The 18863-nt window shown below is 56.8% G+C and carries 17 protein-coding genes and 2 pseudogenes; 10 read left to right on the top strand and 9 right to left on the bottom strand.

What is annotated here, in order from left to right:
• From ABJO75_RS05080 to ABJO75_RS05100, 5 genes and pseudogenes are all read right to left on the bottom strand, one after another.
• The coding region (locus ABJO75_RS05080) for a cytochrome c (RefSeq protein WP_348132262.1) at positions 1-381 on the bottom strand (381 nt) is incomplete at its 3' end.
• A 609-nt stretch (positions 382-990) separates the two neighbouring features.
• Entirely contained in the window at positions 991-2373 is a 1383-nt protein-coding gene (locus ABJO75_RS05085; protein ID WP_348132219.1) for an IS1182 family transposase, read from the bottom strand.
• Between the two features lie 303 nt (positions 2374-2676).
• Positions 2677-3096, bottom strand: coding sequence for a helix-turn-helix domain-containing protein (locus ABJO75_RS05090; RefSeq protein WP_348132221.1), 420 nt, complete (start codon positions 3094-3096; stop codon positions 2677-2679).
• Between the two features lie 5 nt (positions 3097-3101).
• Positions 3102-3989: pseudogene (locus ABJO75_RS05095) on the bottom strand (IS5 family transposase).
• A 518-nt stretch (positions 3990-4507) separates the two neighbouring features.
• Positions 4508-5677: a S8 family serine peptidase gene (locus ABJO75_RS05100; RefSeq protein ID WP_348132223.1), complete on the bottom strand. Its 1170-nt coding sequence runs from the start codon at positions 5675-5677 to the stop codon at positions 4508-4510.
• A 184-nt stretch (positions 5678-5861) separates the two neighbouring features.
• Here ABJO75_RS05100 and ABJO75_RS05105 point away from each other — a divergent pair, with 184 nt between their 5' ends.
• Positions 5862-6437, top strand: a complete 576-nt coding sequence (locus ABJO75_RS05105) for a hypothetical protein (protein ID WP_348132225.1) — start codon at positions 5862-5864, stop codon at positions 6435-6437.
• 16 nt (positions 6438-6453) lie between these two features.
• Here the strand turns inward: ABJO75_RS05105 and ABJO75_RS05110 are convergent, their stop codons facing one another.
• Entirely contained in the window at positions 6454-6981 is a 528-nt protein-coding gene (locus ABJO75_RS05110) for an RNA polymerase sigma factor (protein ID WP_348132228.1), read from the bottom strand.
• A 255-nt stretch (positions 6982-7236) separates the two neighbouring features.
• On the opposite strand from ABJO75_RS05110, the gene ABJO75_RS05115 reads away from it, so the two are divergent.
• The 5 genes from ABJO75_RS05115 (at position 7237) to ABJO75_RS05135 (ending at position 12658) form a co-directional block, all read left to right on the top strand.
• Positions 7237-8814 (top strand): iron-regulated protein frpC, encoded by a 1578-nt coding sequence (locus ABJO75_RS05115; RefSeq protein WP_348132231.1) that lies wholly within the window; start codon positions 7237-7239, stop codon positions 8812-8814.
• 413 nt (positions 8815-9227) lie between these two features.
• On the top strand, positions 9228-9602 hold the full coding sequence (locus ABJO75_RS05120) for a DUF2946 family protein (RefSeq protein ID WP_348132234.1): 375 nt from the start codon (positions 9228-9230) through the stop codon (positions 9600-9602).
• An 82-nt stretch (positions 9603-9684) separates the two neighbouring features.
• The gene (locus ABJO75_RS05125; protein WP_348132237.1) at positions 9685-10803 is read left to right on the top strand and encodes an ABC transporter substrate-binding protein; all 1119 of its coding nucleotides are present in this window, start codon (positions 9685-9687) and stop codon (positions 10801-10803) included.
• Entirely contained in the window at positions 10803-11900 is a 1098-nt protein-coding gene (locus tag ABJO75_RS05130) for an iron ABC transporter permease (protein ID WP_348132240.1), read from the top strand. Before ABJO75_RS05125 ends, ABJO75_RS05130 begins: the two co-directional genes overlap by 1 nt.
• Complete coding sequence (locus tag ABJO75_RS05135) at positions 11897-12658, top strand: ABC transporter ATP-binding protein (RefSeq protein ID WP_348132243.1); 762 nt, start codon at positions 11897-11899, stop codon at positions 12656-12658. The genes ABJO75_RS05130 and ABJO75_RS05135 overlap by 4 nt, the downstream gene beginning before the upstream one ends.
• Before the next feature lie 84 nt (positions 12659-12742).
• Here ABJO75_RS05135 and dmdD read toward each other — a convergent pair whose 3' ends face one another.
• Positions 12743-13552: a methylthioacryloyl-CoA hydratase gene (dmdD, locus tag ABJO75_RS05140; RefSeq protein WP_348132246.1), complete on the bottom strand. Its 810-nt coding sequence runs from the start codon at positions 13550-13552 to the stop codon at positions 12743-12745.
• A 22-nt stretch (positions 13553-13574) separates the two neighbouring features.
• Positions 13575-15263, bottom strand: a complete 1689-nt coding sequence (locus tag ABJO75_RS05145) for an acyl-CoA dehydrogenase (RefSeq protein WP_348132249.1) — start codon at positions 15261-15263, stop codon at positions 13575-13577.
• Positions 15264-15451: 188 nt separating this feature from the next.
• Here ABJO75_RS05145 and ABJO75_RS05150 point away from each other — a divergent pair, with 188 nt between their 5' ends.
• On the top strand, positions 15452-16471 hold the full coding sequence (locus ABJO75_RS05150; RefSeq protein WP_348132252.1) for an AraC family transcriptional regulator ligand-binding domain-containing protein: 1020 nt from the start codon (positions 15452-15454) through the stop codon (positions 16469-16471).
• 174 nt (positions 16472-16645) lie between these two features.
• Here ABJO75_RS05150 and ABJO75_RS05155 read toward each other — a convergent pair whose 3' ends face one another.
• Positions 16646-17524, bottom strand: coding sequence for a haloalkane dehalogenase (locus tag ABJO75_RS05155; protein ID WP_348132254.1), 879 nt, complete (start codon positions 17522-17524; stop codon positions 16646-16648).
• Between the two features lie 72 nt (positions 17525-17596).
• Between ABJO75_RS05155 and ABJO75_RS05160 the strand changes: the two genes are divergently transcribed.
• The 3 genes and pseudogenes from ABJO75_RS05160 to ABJO75_RS05170 all read left to right on the top strand — a co-directional run.
• Positions 17597-18205, top strand: a complete 609-nt coding sequence (locus ABJO75_RS05160) for a TetR/AcrR family transcriptional regulator (protein WP_348132256.1) — start codon at positions 17597-17599, stop codon at positions 18203-18205.
• Positions 18202-18333, top strand: a complete 132-nt coding sequence (locus ABJO75_RS05165; RefSeq protein WP_348132259.1) for a hypothetical protein — start codon at positions 18202-18204, stop codon at positions 18331-18333. Before ABJO75_RS05160 ends, ABJO75_RS05165 begins: the two co-directional genes overlap by 4 nt.
• 15 nt (positions 18334-18348) lie before the next feature.
• Positions 18349-18786, top strand: a pseudogene (locus tag ABJO75_RS05170) (exonuclease domain-containing protein); the annotation flags it as partial.
• Between the last annotated feature and the right edge of the window lie 77 nt (positions 18787-18863).

An 18863-nucleotide genomic window follows, 5' to 3' on the forward strand; every position in this document is an offset into this window, starting at 1 on the left:
AATATTATATGTGGAGAATGGCGTTTCATTCTCGCTTGCTGGAACCGTTCGGAGGAATGCAACGATGGAGTAAACGTCATCGTCGGACAAACCTCTGTAAAGGCTCATTGGCATTGGCGGCCCGATGACGGAGCCATCTGGCCGAATACCTACTCGGATAGCTTTTGCCAATTCCCCATCCGTCCAGTTGGCGACACGTCCTCCGGGCGTAATGTTCACCGCCCACGCTTCGAACGCGGGGTTCTCTTCGACCATGAACCCAGCTAACTCGTTGGACATGTCGGGGCCTTCAGCAGTTTGGGGCGTATGGCAATTTCCGCAACCCGCCGGTCCCCGCACCAAATATTCACCTCTTTCAACGGATGGCTCAGCATTCGCCAGAAATGCTGTCGCATGAAAGTATAAGAGTCATTAAGACTAGCCGCATATCCTTTCCCCTAAGTCAAATCACTCGAAGATTTTGCATCGAGGTTAAACTCAACAATAAGGCAGAGCAGAGATAATCTCCTAGAAAAAGATATTTGGCACGTCCGCGGCGGGCTCAAAGCCGCCTTCTGACAGTGCGGCATCCGATTTTAGCCCTGAGCCCCAGCTTGACCGTTTTCGGTGCAGCACTGGTTGTCCGCTGACAGCCCTTTCAAGGTATTCGTTCTTTGCGCGGCATGATGCGGTGCTTCGACCTGAAGGGGCGGATAGTGTGAATTCGCCGCAGGTGCTCAATCAGCATCCGGGATCATCGTAAAGCTGTCGTACACGCTGCTATCTATTGGGTGCCGCGCCTGACGCGTCCGTCGCAGCAAACACCAATGGTCGCGATGCGCAAATAGTGGGCTTTTCAAAGTTCGGGCCGGTTCCCGACAGCGGACCTTCAAACCGAGTGCGGCGAGCGGCAGATCAGAGCCGATTTTGTTGAAAAAGTCGTTGATTTCGGCAGATTTTTTTGAGGTATCGGTTTGATTTCGTTCAGATGTCTTAGGGATAGCCGCCGCTTCAACTTTTGGCGGACACCATTGGCTTGAGCTTCGCCAGTTTCCGGAGGTTTTGGGCGATGGCTGCGAGGGTGAACTCGTCTTGAACGCCGCAAGGGCCCCGTAATCGGAGCCGCCCCAGGCCGAGGATGCGTTTGAGATGAGCGAAGAGCATCTCGACCTTTTTTCGTCGCGCCTGAGCCTTTGGATTGAACTCTGATGCTGTGCATTGGCGGGCAAAGTCTCTGACAATCTCATATTTGTCGCGATGGACCGAACGCGTTTCAGCGTTGGGGCAGCACTTTGCCTTCAGCTCGCATCCTGTGCAGTCTGATTTCAGAGCCCGATAGTTTCTCGATTTCCAAACTGGCGCATTCCGTTTTGGGTCAGAATAGGTCCGCCATGTATGCCGCATCTCCTTGCCGCCCGGGCAGATGTACCGGTCGTTCTCATCATCCCATGTGAAGTCGGAGCGCGAGAAGGTTCCGTCGGTCCGTTCACCCTTGTCGAAGACCGGGATAAAGGGGAGGATTTGGCGCTTTAATGCCAGCCAGACCAGAGTGTCGGAAGACCCATAGGCGGTGTTCGCAGCGATCCAATCAGGCTTCACGCCAAAACGCTTTTCGGTCCGGTCGAGCATCTTGCGCATCGCGCCGACCTCAGCGGTCTTGTTCGACCGGCTGGCATCAACATCCATGATGATGCCGTGGTCCGTGTCGATCAGATAGTTGTCGGAATAGGCAAAGAAAGCAGGGCCTTTGCGCGCCGCTGTCCACTGGCTGGCTGGGTCAGCATGGGCGGTGAACTTGGGCTTTGCCGTTGTCGCTGCGCCAAAAGCTTCATCATTAAGCGTATCGAGATACTCGCGGACGGCACGCGGTGCATCAGCGGGATCAATCTCGCGAGCGGCCCAATCCTCGGGATTGCTCGAGTTCTGCTTCTGAACATCGGCGCTGATCAGGCTGGCATCGACCGCAAAGCCTTGGCCACCGACCAAGCCTTCCTTCATGCAACACGCAACCGTCGTCTCAAACACATGGCGCAGCAGATCACTTTCGCGGAAGCGACCATGGCGGTTCTTGGAAAAGCTCGAGTGATCCGGGATGCGATCCGTCAGATTGAGGCGGCAGAACCACCGATAGGCTAGGTTCAGATGCACCTCCTCGCAAAGCCGCCGCTCAGATCGAATGCCAAAGCAATATCCGATCAAAAGCATGCGGATCAGAAGTTCTGGGTCAATGGAGGGGCGACCCGTATGGCTGTAGAAATCCGCCAGATGTGCTCTGATCGTGGTAAGATCGACAAACCTATCAATGGACCGTAGCAGATGGTTCAGCGGAACGTGATCTTCCAGCGAGAACTCGTAAAACAGCGCAGCCTGCGCCTCCTGCCTCGGTCCCATCATCGCCTATTCCCCCGCTCAATAAGAGAATTGAATCAGCAGTTCCGCCCTCAATCAAGCATGAGTTTTTCAACAAAATCAGCCCAAAGTGACGGATGCTGCGCTACGCATGAATGGCGGCTAACACTAGCGAGGCAGAAGTTATCAACAAGTGTTTGGTTTGGAACGGGGTTTTCGGAGCGTAGGACACGCCGGTCAGCGCAGATACCAATAACGAGGGTTTATTGTACGGCCTTTGAAGGGACGAAATTTGCTTCGGTGTCCAACAAACAACGTCTGCGTTTCCTTAGACACTTTATTGGATAATCAATTCTCATTCACTCGATTTTCCCACCACACATGCATTGATGTGAAAACAGGTTCCAATGCTAGACCGTTGGCGCTCGCCGAATACTCTACCTTGGGCGGCACTTCAGCATAGAACTTTCTTGTCATCAGTCCATCAGCCACCAATGCGCGAAGCTGATTGGTCAGCATCGTCTGCGTATTGCCATCATTGCTTTTTCGCAGCTCTCCAAACCTCTTGGTCCCTTGAAATATCAGAACTTGAAGAAAAAACAGTTTCCACTTTCCACCAATCATCCCGATGATCTTGGGAGCGAGGCAAGGAAGCGCGTCTAGGTCTGTCCGTTTCTGGTCCCATACAACGTCATCGCGCATCGATTTTCCTTCATTAGGGCATTGTTGCAGAACTCCCGCCTGGAGCGTGACTTCCTCTTTCGCCATTGATGTCATGCCACACGGACGATTTCGGCGGTGCCGAGTGCGTTGAAGCGGTTCATGAGTGCGCTGCGGATGTGGATTTCGGCGGCTTGGCGGTCGGGGTCTCTAACTGCGATGCGCTCGCCCAATGCCTTGAGGCAACGCATTTCGCCTCGACCCGACTCCGAACGTGGTATCCTGTCCAGCGCGTCCAGAAGGCCCGGACGTGGTGCGGGGTGGCGCGCAAGGTTTCGTTACGAACCCGAGCAGCTGGGCAATCTTCCTTCCACGGCCGACCGTTCTTGCGGACCGGAATGATCGGGACAGCGTCACGCCCGATGATGGCGGTGTGGTAGCAGCGTGTATGTCAGAGGGAGCAGTATCCATGGCCAGATGGACTTTGCGCCCCTCTCGGCGAATGCATACACTCGCCTGCCGGGCAGCGATTGGCGGCGCCCCTGAACGCCATGCTTGCGGGCTTGCCACGCGCCATCGCCGAGGAACTTGATGCCAGCGCTGTCTGTCACCCTGCAGAGCATAACGCAGTGATGTCCCGAGAGAGCACGAGCAGCTTAAGCGGACCATTGGCGCGGCGATACGGGATCTGAACGGACAGGATCTTCTGCCGACGGCAAAGGGTCGAGCAGTCGGGAACCGGCCAATCCAGCCAGGCGCAGGAGGCTGGTATCCATCCCCGCGGCTTGCTTAAGCGGCAGTTTGAAAAGCACCTTGATCGAAAGGCAAAATTGGATGGCGCCATCGGAGAATACCGGTGGCCGACCCGGGCGCCCAACCTTGGGGGCATGTCATACCATGTCCTCGTCGAGCCAGATCAACAGAGTTCCACGCCGCTTCAGCGCTTTGTTGTCGGACTTCCAGTTCGTCCTGCGGTAGCGGGCGAGTTCGGGCTTGCTCATGCCCTGCGTCCTAACCTACCGAATTCACGCCGTGAATCCACCTGCCACCGAGTGCTTCAACAACGCCTCTTGGGAGCCTAAAAGACTACCTCGATACTGGGACCGGCTCCCCGCAGAGAGGATCGTGATCAATGCATCGGAAATCTACACAGGTCGGCGGTCTGTACGCCGATGGAACTTTATATCGAGCATTAACACTCCCTCCCAAAAAATACCGTTTGTTGAACGGTTTACCAGAACGATCATATGCGCCAGTGCACCGAAAGCTCACTTCGTCCCGCGAAGCTGCCATGGACAGCCCCGTTTTGAAGTTAGGCTTTTGAATATGCCAGGAAAAACGCGCTAAACTCGCAGTCTCACTAATAAGCCAATCCGACATGGATTCAAAACTGAGGTGCGACATTTTCGTGAGAAAGATGCCCCCGACGCGAGCTGGCCAAAGGCCACTAGCTTCAATGTGCCATAAAGCCTAAAACGAAAATCAGAGACGATTTGGCGGCCGGTCGCATATGCCACTGTCAGTTCCCGCAAATTCCTTCGGCAATGACCAGCCCGTACCCGAACAATGAGTCCCGCCCCGGAGCCCCCAGTTCCGTGCTGGTTGCCGCTAGGTGTTCGCGCACTCCATCGACAGATCTTACGTTTTTTAGACTTTGATCGCCGACCAAACGGGCCGTCACAAACGGGGTTGCGATGGACGTGCCGGATACGAGGCGCGTTGCGGAACCGGTATCCAACAGTATGTCGACGCCCGGAGCCGCGACATCGACATGGGGTCCGCGCACTGCTTTGCGATAGATGCCACCATTCACGTCGACGGCAGTCACCGCGATGACACTTTCAAAACCGGCCGGATAGAGCGGATCGGCGCGTGGCCCATCGTTGCCAACAGCTGCCACCAGGATCATTCCTCGTTTAGCGGCCCGATCTACGGCTAGGTCGAGCAGCTTGTTATAAGGGCCTGCAAGCGCCAGATTGACAAAGCGCACATTTTCGTCGGCCATCCAGTCCAGGGCCTTGATCAGCGCGTCGGCCCCCGCTGCGAGGCCCACGCCCTCTTCACGGCCAAAGACATCCGCCCCGTAAAGCGTGACGTCCGTCAAGCGACCTGTACCAGCCAGAACCGTTGCAACATTGGTGCCATGATCTGCAGCAGTGGCCGGTCCATCGAAAAACTGGCGTGTCACGATTTTGGCAGAGCCCAGAGCTGGGGCCTGAGTGTCTATTCTGGTGTCGATAATCCCAACAGGTGTTTGCGCGCGACAGCCGTTCTGCGGCCACTTCATCATTTCGCCAGCGTAATCAAGCGTGCCTGTTGTGCCGGATTGCTGTTGCGGACGGTAGATGTGGTTCACACCCACAACCGAGGCCGGAACAGCACTTTCAAGGCGGTTGATCGCTTCTTTGCCGGACACACCCGGTGTCATTTCAATGCTCAACATCGTGAGGCCAAGGCCTGCGAGGTGGGTTCTGTCCAACACTCGGTAACCTTCGGAGGCTGCGGCAGTTCTGATGTCACTCTCGCTCGTGTCATCGGAAACCAGCGCAAACACCTGTTGCGGGTCAAGGACGTTTGATGGCGTGGAAACAGCGCCGGGCCCATCGTCGGAGGGGGCGCACCCAAACAGCATTGCAGAGCATAGGCTTGTGGCGGCGATGGCGCGGGCAATAACTTGGATGATGGGCATGCGGTCTTCCAATCTGAAAAGCGGGACCGCCAAACGCGTCCCAGTCAGTGCTTTGTCGCCGGTCCGATCAGAGTGGTTCAAAATTATGGGCTAACACATAGCGCATCCTTGCAAATTATTTTGAACTTTCTGCCGAGTTCATGCGACAAAGTATCGAATACTGCAAAAACATAGGCACGGGTGAATGGACCGCGACGACAAAATTCTGGCGTATCTGCAGGGCAGGCTTGCATCTCGGGAGCGGGATCAGTTTGAACGCGATATGGCAGCGGACACGGGTCTAAGAGGTGAAGTCACCCTGATGCAATCTGTTCGTGGTGAACTTGCAAACGCACCCAAACTGCCGGAACCGGAAGAGCTTTGGGAGCGGATATCAGATGCTATCGATCAACCCGATAAGGCGGCCAATGACAACCGGCGCCCTTGGGTGCAGCTGGCGCAATACGCGGCAGTGGCTTGCATTGCGGTTGCGGTGTGGCAGGTCGTCGCCGTCCCTCGCCTGGGACCTGACACCGGATCCGAGGTTTTTCATACCGCGAGCGAGACATCGGACAAATTCGAGTTGCAGGTAAAGTTTCGGGGCACTGCAACCATGGCGGATGTGATAGCGGTTTTGACCGACCTGGGCGGAACGATCACAGACGGGCCAAGTGCGCTTGGTATTGTGCGGGTGTCTTTCGCTAGTGAAACGCGTCGGCAGAACGCCTTTGAAGTGCTGGCTTCGCAAAAAGACCTTGTGGAGTTCATGCCTGATCCCTGACCGGGGATCGAATGGCTCAACCTCTTGAAAGGCAGCGCATCAAAGCCTGTTTGGCATGAAATATGCGTGTCTTGATCGTCCCCGTCGGAACGCTCTCGATTTCGCCAATCTCTGCATAGGTCAGGTCCTCAAAGAACGCTAACCGGACTGCTGTACGTTGTGTGTTCGATAGTCTGTCCAGACATTGCCGCAAACGGCTCGACTCTGCCGACGCAATCGCGGCGGCTTCGGGGTTTGGCGCCTGATCGACGCTATCCGGCACCTCCTCGACAAAACTCAGTTTGCCGCGTTTGCGCAGCGCATCCACGAGTTTGTTGCGTGCGATTGCAAACAGCCAGGTTTTTACCGATGAATTACCGGAGAACCGGGATGCCGTTCGCCATACATCAAGCATAGTGTCCTGGACCGTGTCTCTGGCAAGCGCCGGATCACCACAGCGGCCCAGAACGAACGCATAGATTGCATCACCGTGCTCGACATAAAGGTCGCGCATGGCGTGCTTGTCGCCCGAACCAATTTGTCGAATGCGCCCGGTTTCATCCATGCGTGGTCCTTTGTCGGCTCACCAATTGGTTCTACCTGAGATTGGATAACGTCGAAGCGTCCGGGGTGCAAATCGCTTGGCTGCGTAGTTCGATGTTTTGGCCCCCCACTCACCTCCGGAAATTATTATTGAACCGCTGACCGTGATGGCACGACCAATGGGTATCGCACCTGCTGACGAGGCGTTGTTCTCAGGCTTCAGGCGCGTGACGACAAAGACAAACGCACAAAATGGATTTTAATGGAGACGATTATGATGAACTTCAACTTTTTTGACCTGTTTTCCAATGGCCTCAATATCGCAGGATCAGACAAGAGTGACCTGATTATCGGGTCGTTCGGGGACGACGATATTTCCGCAAACGGCGGAAACGACCTGGTTTTCGGCCTGTTGGGCGATGACAAGATCTCGGGCGGACTTGGCGAAGACACTTTGCTTGGCGGATTCGGCAATGACGTCGTGATTGGCAACAAGGGCGACGACACGATGTTGGGCGGATGGGGCGACGACCTGCTTGTCTGGAACAATGGCGACGGTTCGGACCTTATGGTGGGCGGCGTCGGGTACGACCGCGTTCAGGTCAATTTCGACACTGATCTGGTCAACGACGATCTTCAGAACAAGGACGTGGCGGAATTCTCCGTGACTGACGAAGGTATACAGTTCGCCCGGATCGAGGTGAATGATCAGACCGAGGCCGGCCTGTTCCAGCTTGATATCCGCAAAACCGAGGTTCAGGAGACCAACTTTGGCGGCGGTGATGATACCGCTGTGATCAAAGACGATGTGCTGGACGAGATCAGGCTTGATCTTGATGGCGGTGCCGGAACCGACACGCTGGATCTGGCGCAGGCTGCCGATGCTGTCCGGGTGAACCTTGCAAAGGGCAAATTGAACGGCTCTACTGCAGAGAACTTCGAAAACGTCATTGGCACGGCTTATGATGACGCGGTCCGAGGCGACAAGCAGGACAACGTCATTTCTGGGCTTGACGGAGAAGACAAGATTTTCGGTCGTGGTGGCGATGATACTTTGACGGGCGGCAAGGGCAATGATGCGGTCTATGGCGGCAAAGGTGACGATGCTCTGATCTGGAACAACGGGGATGGCTCGGACCTGCTGAATGGCGGCAAGGGCGACGATGTGGTTCAGGTCAACTTCGACACCGATCTGGTCAACGACGATCTTCAGAACAAGGATGTGGCCGAATTCTCCGTGACCAGCGAGGGCGTGCAGTTTGCGCGGATCGAGGTGAACGACCAGACTCAGGCCGGCCTGTTCCAACTGGATGTTCGCAAAACCGAAACGTTGGAGACAAACTTTGGCGATGGAAACGATACTGCGGTCATCACAGAAGATGTGCTCGAAAAGATCGATCTGGTTCTGGATGGCGGCGAAGGTGTGGATTTGCTTGATCTCGGTCAGGCAGCAACCGGCACCAACGTTGATCTGAACGCGGGCATTGTGGGTTCATCGACCGCAGTCAATTTCGAGAATGTCACAGGCACCGCATTCGACGACACGATCACGGGTGACAGCGGCGGCAATGTCATTCGCGGCGGCCAAGGCAATGATGTGATGCGCGGCGGCGAAGGCGCAGATACCTTTGTGTTCTTTGAGGCTGATATTGGCGTCGATGTCATCGTGGATTTTGAATTCGGTGTGGATCGCCTCGAATTTGTAACCTCGGATCCCAGTGCCACATCTACGAACCTGATCGGAAACCTGGCACAGGCTGGTGATGACGTTGAGCTTACTCTCAATGACAAGGTGATCACCTTTGAAGATGTCGCGGTTACAGACTTTACCACCGATGATTTCATGATTGCATAGTAACCCGTTGTATCGGTGGTAGGTGGCCCCGCCAGCACTCTGCTGGCGGGGTTCGCTTTTAGGAATGGCGGCCTCTACCGGGTCGTTTGAACGCTGGTGGGCTTGCTGCACAGATCAGGTAATGGGCGATGTCCACCCTGCCCCACCGACTCAGGCCACCTGAACAAGCTGCGCTAGACTGGGTGCAACTTTAGGATTCAACGCCCTCGTCGTGAGGTGGACTTCGGAAACCTAGTTGCCGCTAAGAATGGCATTCGTTGGTGACCGCCTAATAATCTCGATTGTCATGGACAACCTTGGCCGCCAAACGCCACGAAAAACACCGACGATTTCAATCACCGTCCCGCGCATGGTTGAACCTTGGTCACGAGTCTGCAATCAATGCCCGACGATGTGCAAACTATGGCCTGACCTTGAAACGCACCATCCTTCACAAATTCGGATTGCTGTTCCCGGCAATGGCATGGCTGTTCATACAGATCGCCATGACCGGAGTGATGGTCGGGTCATCGGCAAATGCGATGCAGATCGAAATCTGTTCGCCCTTTGGCATTCAAGAGATCACCATTGATCCGGAAACCGGTGAGCCGAGCGAGCCTGCGCAAGGTGGACAAGGCTGTGACTGGTGCCAATCCTTCGGTCTGATTGCCGACACGGCTGAGCGTGCGGATACGGGTTGGCGTGCCATGGCGCGCAACTATCAGCGGCGGCTGCCTCTGGCGCCGTCGCTTCACAATCCCCTGCGTCTGGCCGCAGACTACAACAGCCGCGCCCCTCCATTCCTTTGAGCTTTCACAAAACCTGACTGAAATCCGGGATCGCGCCTTTGTGGCAGACTCTGGACATCACACGTGAACCAAAGGAAAATTAATGTTCAAGACACTTGCACGTGGCGTTGCCGCGGCCGCCTTTGCGGTAACTTTCGCCATCCCCGCGTGGGCTGAAAACATCACCCTGACGGATACGATGGGCCGCACTGTCGACGTGCCCGAAGACCCGCAGCGCATCCTGCTGGGCTTTTACTTTGAAGACTTTATGGCCGTTGCAGGCCCCGAGGCCTATGATCGAGTTGTTGCCATCTCCAAGGACACTTGGGCTGGATGGCGCAGTCTTCAATGGCAGACCTACTCGGACGCCATCCCGCGTCTGGAAGAGTTGACCGACGTAGGTGAAGTCGAAGCCGGAACCTTTTCGCTGGAAGCGGTGATTGCCGCCCAGCCCGACGTGGCCGTTCTGGCCGCATGGCAATACAAAGCATTGGGTGAGATAGCCGACCGCATGGAAGCGGCAGGCATCCCGATCGTAGTTCTCGACTACAATGCGCAGACCGTTGAAATGCACGTCAAATCGACCGAACTTTTGGGCGAGTTGATGGGTGCGCAAGAGCGTTCCAAAACCCTGGCGGATGAATACGCAACTGCTGTCGCCGAGGTCGAAAGCCGCTTGGAGACGCTTCCCGAGGGTGCCGCACCCAAGGTCTATGTAGAGCTGGGCCGCAAAGGCATGGACAGCGTCGACAATTCCTATGCCGGAACCCAATGGGGCAGCGTGATCGACCAACTGGGGGCCACCAACATTGCCAACGGACAGATCAGCAGCTGGGGCAAGCTGAGCCCTGAATACGTGCTGGCGCAAAATCCACAGGTGATCTTGCTGGCCGGGTCCGGATGGGCCGGGCTCGATCAGGCGGTGGTCATGGGGCCGGGTGTGGACGATGCGTTGACGCACGAGCGTATGCAGGCCTATCTGGCTCGCCCCGGTTGGGATGGTCTGGATGCCGTGAAGACTGGCAAGGTCTTCGGTATCTACCACGGCGGGAATCGGACGCTTTATGACTATGCGTTTCTGCAGTTTCTGGCCAAGGCGATGTATCCTGAACAGTTTGCCGATATCGACCCGCAGGCCTCATTGGACCGGTTCTTTGCCACCTACATGCCAATCGAGTTCGAGGGCAGTTACATGACTCAGTTGCCCGGCGGCGGCAACTGATGTCCGCCCCGGATGGCGGGGCATCCGAGACCATAAAGGGGGCGGTCTTTGCCGCCCCTTATACCGCCCATATTTCGCAATACCGCGCGCTGGTGCTGCGGCGTCTGACCCGGCTTGCGGGGGCTGTCGCTGTGCTTGGTCTGCTGGTCGTGGCCGACATTCTGACAGGTCCGGCCATGTTGGGGTTGGGCGAAGTTCTGGCTGGGTTGTTTTCTCCAAACAGGGTCGAGCCGATGATCCGCGTGATCGTTCAGGACATTCGCCTGCCGATGACCCTGATGGCTATGCTTGTGGGGATGTCGCTGGGCACTGCCGGAGTGCATATGCAAACCATCCTCGGCAACCCGCTGGCAAGCCCTTATACGCTTGGATTTTCTGCGGCCGCCGGGTTTGGGGCCGCGCTGGCCATCCTGACGGGTGTTTCCCTGCCGTTCCTGCCGTGGATGACCATTCCCTTGTCGGCTTTTGTCATGTGTGTTCTGGCGGCCGCGCTGGTTTTTTCCTTCTCGAAAATGCGCGGCATGCGCCCCGAAATCATGGTGTTGGCCGGGATTGCCACCCTGTTCATGTTTCAGTCCGCGCAATCGCTGGTGCAATATCTGGCCGCGCCCGAAGTGCTGCAGTCGATCGTGTTCTGGCTGTTTGGCTCGCTGCTCAAGAGCAGTTGGAACAACGTGCCCATCGTCGCCGTGGTCTTTGCGCTCAGCTCGCTGGCGGTATTGCCAAACCTCTGGCAACTGACCGCCCTGCGTCTTGGAGATGCCCGTGCGGCGGCCATTGGCGTGGATGTGCACGCATTGCGGGTCAAGCTGTTCGGACTGGTGGCGCTTTTGACAGCAGCGGCCGTGGCTTTTGTTGGGACCATCGGTTTTGTAGGTCTTGTCGCGCCACATATCGCCCGGATGATGGTTGGCGAAGATCAGCGCGTCCTGCTGCCGATGGCCGCCCTGATGGGTGCAATCATCATGACCGGCGCGTCTGTGGTTTCGAAACTGGTTTCTCCCGGCGGCGTGATTCCGATTGGCATTGTTACCGCTTTGATTGGCGTACCGTTCCTGTTTTTCCTGATCCTGCGCGGCCAAAGGAGGCATTGGTGAGCCTGCATATCAAGAATCTGACCGTGGCCTATGGCAAGACACCGGTGATCCGTGCCTTTGACGATCACTGGCCCGAGGGGCAGATCACCACACTCATCGGCTGTAATGGTGCGGGCAAATCCACATTGTTGCGCGCCCTTGCGGGGCTTGGCCCGATGCGGGGTGTGATCTCGTTTTCCGGGGCGGCCTTGTCACCCAAGGACCAGCGCCGCCAGATCGCCTATATGCCTCAGGACACCGGCGCGCAATCATCGCTGACTGTATTGGAGGTCGTGCTTCTTGGGCGTCTGGGCAGCCTGGGGCTGCGGCTGTCTGCCGGTATCGCTGACGCGGCGATGGCAGCGCTGGATACCTTTGGGCTGACCTCGCTGCATGCCCGCCAGCTGGACGAAATCAGTGGCGGGCAACGTCAGCTCGTATTCCTGACCCAAGCCCTGTTTCGCCAACCCCGTGTCTTGCTGCTGGATGAACCAACTGCTGCACTGGACCTGCGCCACCAGTTGCTTGTGCTCGACCGGTTGCAAAAGATCTCGCGGCAGAACGGGACGACCATCGGCATGGCGATGCATGACCTGAACCTGGCGGCGCAGTTCGCCGACCGCATTGTCGGGCTGAATGGCGGGCACAAAATCGCATCTGGCCCGCCTGTGGATGTTTTGACGGCAAATAACTTGAGCTCCATGTATGGAATCGAGGCCAAGATTACCTTGGACGCAGAAAATCATCCCCAAGTGCAGCCCATTCGGGCGGTGGAGTGACCCCCGGCCGTATCGCAAAGATGCCGTCGGGGGTCGTCACATCATCAGTCTTGGACTCACAGATCTAATTCTGTCCCGCCTACCCTAGTCATTGGGCCGCACGCGTGCGGCTGTCTTGTTGGCGAAGGCTTCCAGACGTTCCCGCGCTGCAGGTTGGGTATTGACGATTCCGCCTACGAAAGCCTCGGCATAGGCCGCGTCCATGCCGGACATGTTGTTCATGTGGCTCACTGCCGAACATATTGCAAAGTTGGTTAGTGGCAGGTTCTGGGCAACTTTTTTGGCCAATTCCATCGCTTTGTCAAAGCTTGTGCCTTCGTCGACGATGTATTGAGCGAGGCCCAAATCCACAGCTTCTTGCCCCTGATAGACGCGGCCGGTCAGGACCATATCTATCATCCGGTATTTTCCGATCATGTCCGAAACCCGGATTGTCGCGCCACCACCGGTGAAAATGCCTCGCTGTCCCTCAGGTAGGGCGAAATAGGTGCTGGAATCGATCACCCGAAGATGTGCGGCGCTGGCAAGCTCAAGACCGCCACCCACCACAGCCCCCTGAAGTGCTGCGATGATTGGCACACCGCCGTATTCCATCTTGTTGAACGCCTCATGCCAGCGCAGGCAGACGTGCATGAAATCACCCGCGCTCCGGTCGGCCTTCCAGTGTTCGACAAGATCAAGCCCTGCGCAGAAGTGATCACCTTTTCCGGCCAGCACCACCGCCTTGACCCCAGCCATACGCGCACCGCTGAAAAACCGGATCAGTTCCTCGATTGTGGCGAGATCCAACGCGTTGCGCTTGGTCGGGCGGTTCAGAGATAAGACGTAAAGGCCGTTTTCGCTCTCCGAAATTGCCAAATTCTCGTAACTGTCGGGGTTGACTACATCGTTCATGGGTCAGGTCCTTTCGGGTGAGTTAGTCTGGGAAAGTGGCATCAAGCAGGCTGCTTGAGCCATAAAGGATGCGGGTTTGTTCGGTAAGACACTCAGGCAAAATGTGCTCGGCGAAAAACAACGCCGTAGCGATTTTCTGGGTCATGAATTGTCTGTTCTGCCCCGCGTCTAGTGCTGCTTGTGCCGCTAGGGCGCCTTTGGCCAGTGACCAACCCGCCGCCAATGTTCCTGCCAGCATCAAAAAGGGGACAGAGCCCGCATATGCCGTGTCAGCGTCCTTGCGGCTGTTCGCCAGTAACCAGTCCAGTGCGGATTCAAATGCACCGCGCGCCTGCGCGAGGCTGCTGCCGATCGCTTGCGCGGCCGCATCTCCTCCAGCGAGCTTCGCTTCGGTTTCCGCAATCAGGATGGCAAAGCGGCGAGCGGTTTCACCCCGGTCACGCAGTACTTTGCGACCCAGTAGGTCATTGGCCTGAATGGCCGTGGTGCCCTCGTAAATCGGCAGGATGCGTGCATCACGGTAATGCTGTGCGGCACCGGTTTCTTCGATGAAACCCATGCCACCGTGGACCTGCACGCCCAACGAGGCGACGTCGACCGCCCGTTCCGAGCAAAAGCCCTTGACCAGCGGCACCATGAATTCGGCCAGCGCGGTCATCTCCTTGTTGTCCTGACAACGGCCCACGTCGAGCAACCCGGCAGTTGCCGCCGCCACGGCACGTCCGCCTTCGGTCAGGCTGCGCATCCGCAAGAGCATTCGGCGTACATCCGGATGTTCGATAATGGGGGCAGCGTCCCCGCTCTTACTGTTCACCGGGCGGCTTTGCACGCGTTCGCGCGCAAAGGTCAGGGCTCGCTGGTATGCGCGTTCGGAGATCGCAATCCCCTGCACCCCTACCGAAAACCGCGCCACGTTCATCATCACAAACATGTACTCCAACCCGCGATTTTCGTCGCCGATCAGGTACCCCGTGGCATCGTTGAATTCCAGAACTGCCGTCGGGCTGGCCCGCACGCCTAGCTTATGCTCGATGCTCACGCAGTTCACCGCATTTTCGGCTCCCAGCGTGCCATCCGGTTCCACCAGTTTCTGCGGCACGATGAACAGACTCATCCCAGCCGGCCCGGTAGGGGCATCTGGTGTGCGCGCCAGAACCAGATGGACGATGTTCTCGGTCAGATCATGGGCGCCATAGGTGATGAAAATCTTGGTGCCTGAGATGCCATAGCGCCCATCTCCGCGTCGCATCGCCCTGGTCGCCACACGACCCAAATCGCTGCCGGCCTGCGGCTCCGTCAGGTTCATCGTGCCCGACCAGCGCCCTGCAATCAGTGGCTCAAGATACGTGGCTTTCTGCTCGTCCGACCCGGACAACAACAGCGCCTCAATCGCGCCGTCAGTTAGCAGCGGGCAGAGGCCAAAGCTCATATCGGCGGCGTTCAACATCTCCAATGCCGCGGCGCCAACCGCCCGTGGCAGACCCATGCCGCCATACTCTACCGGATGGGTAAGTGCTTGCCAGCCCATGTCCGCAAACTGCGCATAGGCCTGCACATACTCCTCGGGCATTTTCACCCGGCCCTTCTCGAAGCTTGCGCCCTCTGTATCTCCCAAATGCGACAATGGCGCTATCTGGTCTGCGCAGAAGCGGCTGTAACCCTCAAGCACCGCCGCGATATCGGGCAGGTCGAAATCCGAGAATCTCTTCATCTGCGAGATTTCGTTCCAATGGGAAAGATGTTCAATACAGAACATCAAGTCCTGCAGGGGCGGCTGGTAGGACATACCTGCTCCAAGTCGTTTGCTGTTGTTTTGCGTCAGCTAGCATTGCGCAGGCTTGCCGATAAGCTCATCTTTTGCCAAAATCATATCGGATTACGCCAAATTGGATTTCTATCGTGAACGCCCATGACCCCGTCGCCTTGACAACCGTTTCAGCGGGCTTCGTTCAGGATTGGCTGGATGCGCTAGAGTCCCGTTGCACGCCCGAGACCATGAATTCGTTGCTGTTGCGTTCTGGATTTCAAACCAGCCCCATGGCATCCGCGCAGCGCGTGACGCTGAGCGAGATCGCGTTGCTCTACCAATTGGCGGCGGTCGAAACCGGGGACGAAATGATGGGCCTGTGGAGCCGTCCGATCCGAAGCCGCGCGCTGCAGCATCTCGTTACGGTTCAGCGAGAGGCGCGAAGCTTGGTCTCCGCGCTGTATCGGTTCACCACGTTCTGGAACTTGCTGTTAGACGATTTCCATCTGGTTCTACGAAATGGAGCGGACGAGGTAGAACTGTCGTTGGTGCCCTATGTCCCGAACACGCGCCCGCAGCGGTTTGGTCATATGCTGATCTTGAAACTGGTGCATGGGCTGTTGTCTTGGCTGGGCGGGGTGGAAACGCCGGTGAAAGCCGTGCGGTTGGCGTTTGAGCGTCCGGATTTTGCTGCTGACTATGCGGTGGTTTTCCCTTGCCCAGTGGAGTTTTCGGCGCCACGCACCAGCATCCTGTTCGATCCACGCCAATTCATGCGTCCGATCACTCGTAGCGCTGCCGAGGCAACCGTATTTCTGGAACGAGCCCCGCTTGACTGGATCTTTACCAGCTCACGCGCGCATACAAACAGCCTGCGTGTTCGCTCTTTTCTGTATGGTGCCGATTGGCAGACCTGCCATCTTCCGGACGCGGCTATTGCTTTGCAAATGACGCCCCGAACGCTGAACCGACGATTGAGTGAGGAAGGAACGTCATTTCAGGAAATCAAAGACGCCTTGCGCCGCGACATCGCTATCCGTGCGCTACAACTGGGCACAGACAGCATTGAAAAAATCGCCTTTGAGACCGGCTTTTCGGCGCCGCCCAATTTTCACCGGGCCTTTCGCAACTGGACCAACCGGACGCCCGGATCATACAAGTCGCAAGTTTGAGATTAGGACTGAGGGCACCGTAAAGTTATCAGATGCTTGCCTGCACAATGCCCCTAATCACCTCGATACACTCTTGCTTGTTTGACGGATGGACAGCGCGGGAATCGTCGCCCCCACGCTTGAAACTCCTGAGAAAGGTAACTGTATCTCAATCAGTAATTTGAGCGCAGAACGTTACAGAGCCGCGTGCCAGTCGCGGATGGCTTCGCCGATTTCATTGGGCGAGTCTTCCTGCACGAAATGCAACCCGGGCAATGAGACTTTGGTCAAATTTGGCCAGCTGCGGACAAATTCGCGGACCGGACCGGAAATCAGCACACCGGGTTCTGCGTTGATGAAAAGTTTGGGGATTGGCGATTGCGTCAACCAATGCGAATAGGCACTGACGATCTCGACCACATCCGCAGGTTCGCCGCCAATCGGGATTTGGCGCGGCCAAGTCAGGGTCGGGCGCCGATCCTCGCCCGCATTGGCAAAGGGGCGACGGTATTCGTTCATTTCCTCTTCGCTCAGATCGCGCAGGATCGATGCAGGCAGGATGTTCTCTACAAATATGTTGCGCTGCAATACCATCTCGTCGCCTGCAGGTGACCGCAACCCTTCAAAAACCGCGCGGCTCTTTTCGGGAAAACTGTCCATGCTGGGAACGGGGGCAACAATGGCCTCCATGAACGCGATACCCTTGACCGCGTCCGCGTGCGTCTGAGCCCAGTGAAAGCCGAGGCCCGAGCCCCAATCATGGATCACCAGCGTCACGTTATTGGTCACACCCAACTGCTCCAGCAACGCAAAAAGATATTTGCGTTGCTCAACATAGGTATAACTGTCGGGACCTGAGTTATCGAGCTTGTCACTGTCGCCCATGCCAATCAGATCCGGAGCAATCAGGCGACCTTGGCCCGTCAAATATGGCAACACGTTGCGCCACAGATAGGACGATGTCGGATTGCCATGAAGAAACACAATCGGATCGCCGGTGCCTTCTTCGATATAGGCCATTTGCTTGCCAAGAACGGAGGCAAATTTCTTTTTATCGCGGAAAGACGCGGTCATACTGGGTACCTCGGGCTTGCGGGTGAGTCAGTTTAGAATTAGAAGAACGATCATTCTTTAACAAGGTGAAAAATGCCCAGAGCCAAGTCCCGTTCCCGTGAAAACCTGCTGGACAGCGCGCTGCAAACCTTTTGGAAGATCGGCTATCACGTCGTTTCCATGGGTGATCTCGTGCGTGAGACGGGTGTGAGCCGCGCGGGGATCTATAGCGATTTTGCGGGTAAAGATGACCTCTTTCATGCCTGTCTGGACAGGTATCAAGAGGTCGTTGTCACCCCTGCTTTTGCCCCGGTCGAGGCTGAGGGAGCGGGTATCGACAGCATCGACATATACCTGCACAATTTGCTAGCGCGCTTTGAGGCTGCGGGCGGCTATGGCAGGGGATGTCTTGTGGGGAACACACTCACCCAGATCCCCGAAGACAAGGTGGAAACTAGACAAAAGCTAGGTGCCCATTGCGACCGTTTGGTGAGAGGGTTTCAGCATGTGCTTACAAAAGAAAACGGCCAACATGGGCCGCTCTCACAATCCGAGATCGACGATCTCGCGCGTTACACCATGATCTCGGTACAGGGCCTCTGGTCCTATTCGCGTCTGACGGATGACGTTGCCGTTCTGCGCAGCTGTTCCGACACTTTGATGGAGTCGCTGAGGGCCCGCTTGCGCAGGGCGCGACATTGACCAAAGACATCCCTGACGGAGATTTCCAGTTCATCGCGCTGGACGTCGAAACCGCCTGCGGGAACAGCGCAAGTATCTGCCAGATCGGCATCGCTTGTGTCGGGTATGACGAGAGCATTCAAACCTAGTCTACCTACGTCGACCCGCAGATGCCCTTCGCGCTGTTCAACATTGATCTGCACGGCATCGGCCCGGACACGGTACAAGATGCGCAGAGCTTTGCGCAGGTCTGGCCCGGTTTGGTGCCCCTGCTGTCCCGCCATCCGATGGTGCAGCACAGCAGGTTTGACGGACACGCGATCAACTCCGCATGCAAGGTTCACGGCCTTCCTCCTCCCCGCCTGAGTTGGCACAACAGCGTGTCGATCGCACGGGCGGCCTGGCCCGAATTGAAAGGCAACGGGGGCCACGGTTTGGCCAGCCTCAAGCAGGCACTGAACCTCGACTTTCACCACCACGATGCCGGCGAAGACGCGCGCGCCGCTGCAATGGTCGTCTTGCATGCTCAGGCGATATTATCAGGGTCGGCAGTGACGGAGCTGCTGCGGTTCAAACCCGTCCAATTGTCGTGGCCTTTCTAAACGCGCCCTCTTTTGACCGCTGATCGCGCAGCCTTATGATCAGCGGTCAAAAGGGGGCGGCACACTGACGATACCGA

Source organism: Sedimentitalea sp., from assembly GCF_039973035.1.
Classification (GTDB): domain Bacteria; phylum Pseudomonadota; class Alphaproteobacteria; order Rhodobacterales; family Rhodobacteraceae; genus Sedimentitalea.

Bases quoted from the DNA above. Each gene is read 5' to 3' on its own strand.
- ABJO75_RS05085 (WP_348132219.1), bottom strand. From the start codon at position 2,373: ATGATGGGACCGAGGCAGGAGGCGCAGGCTGCGCTGTTTTACGAGTTC.
- ABJO75_RS05090 (WP_348132221.1), bottom strand. From the start codon at position 3,096: ATGGCGAAAGAGGAAGTCACGCTCCAGGCGGGAGTTCTGCAACAATGC.
- ABJO75_RS05100 (WP_348132223.1), bottom strand. From the start codon at position 5,677: ATGCCCATCATCCAAGTTATTGCCCGCGCCATCGCCGCCACAAGCCTA.
- ABJO75_RS05105 (WP_348132225.1), top strand. From the start codon at position 5,862: ATGGACCGCGACGACAAAATTCTGGCGTATCTGCAGGGCAGGCTTGCA.
- ABJO75_RS05110 (WP_348132228.1), bottom strand. From the start codon at position 6,981: ATGGATGAAACCGGGCGCATTCGACAAATTGGTTCGGGCGACAAGCAC.
- ABJO75_RS05115 (WP_348132231.1), top strand. From the start codon at position 7,237: ATGAACTTCAACTTTTTTGACCTGTTTTCCAATGGCCTCAATATCGCA.
- ABJO75_RS05125 (WP_348132237.1), top strand. From the start codon at position 9,685: ATGTTCAAGACACTTGCACGTGGCGTTGCCGCGGCCGCCTTTGCGGTA.
- ABJO75_RS05130 (WP_348132240.1), top strand. From the start codon at position 10,803: ATGTCCGCCCCGGATGGCGGGGCATCCGAGACCATAAAGGGGGCGGTC.
- dmdD (WP_348132246.1), bottom strand. From the start codon at position 13,552: ATGAACGATGTAGTCAACCCCGACAGTTACGAGAATTTGGCAATTTCG.
- ABJO75_RS05145 (WP_348132249.1), bottom strand. From the start codon at position 15,263: ATGAAGAGATTCTCGGATTTCGACCTGCCCGATATCGCGGCGGTGCTT.
- ABJO75_RS05155 (WP_348132254.1), bottom strand. From the start codon at position 17,524: ATGACCGCGTCTTTCCGCGATAAAAAGAAATTTGCCTCCGTTCTTGGC.
- ABJO75_RS05160 (WP_348132256.1), top strand. From the start codon at position 17,597: ATGCCCAGAGCCAAGTCCCGTTCCCGTGAAAACCTGCTGGACAGCGCG.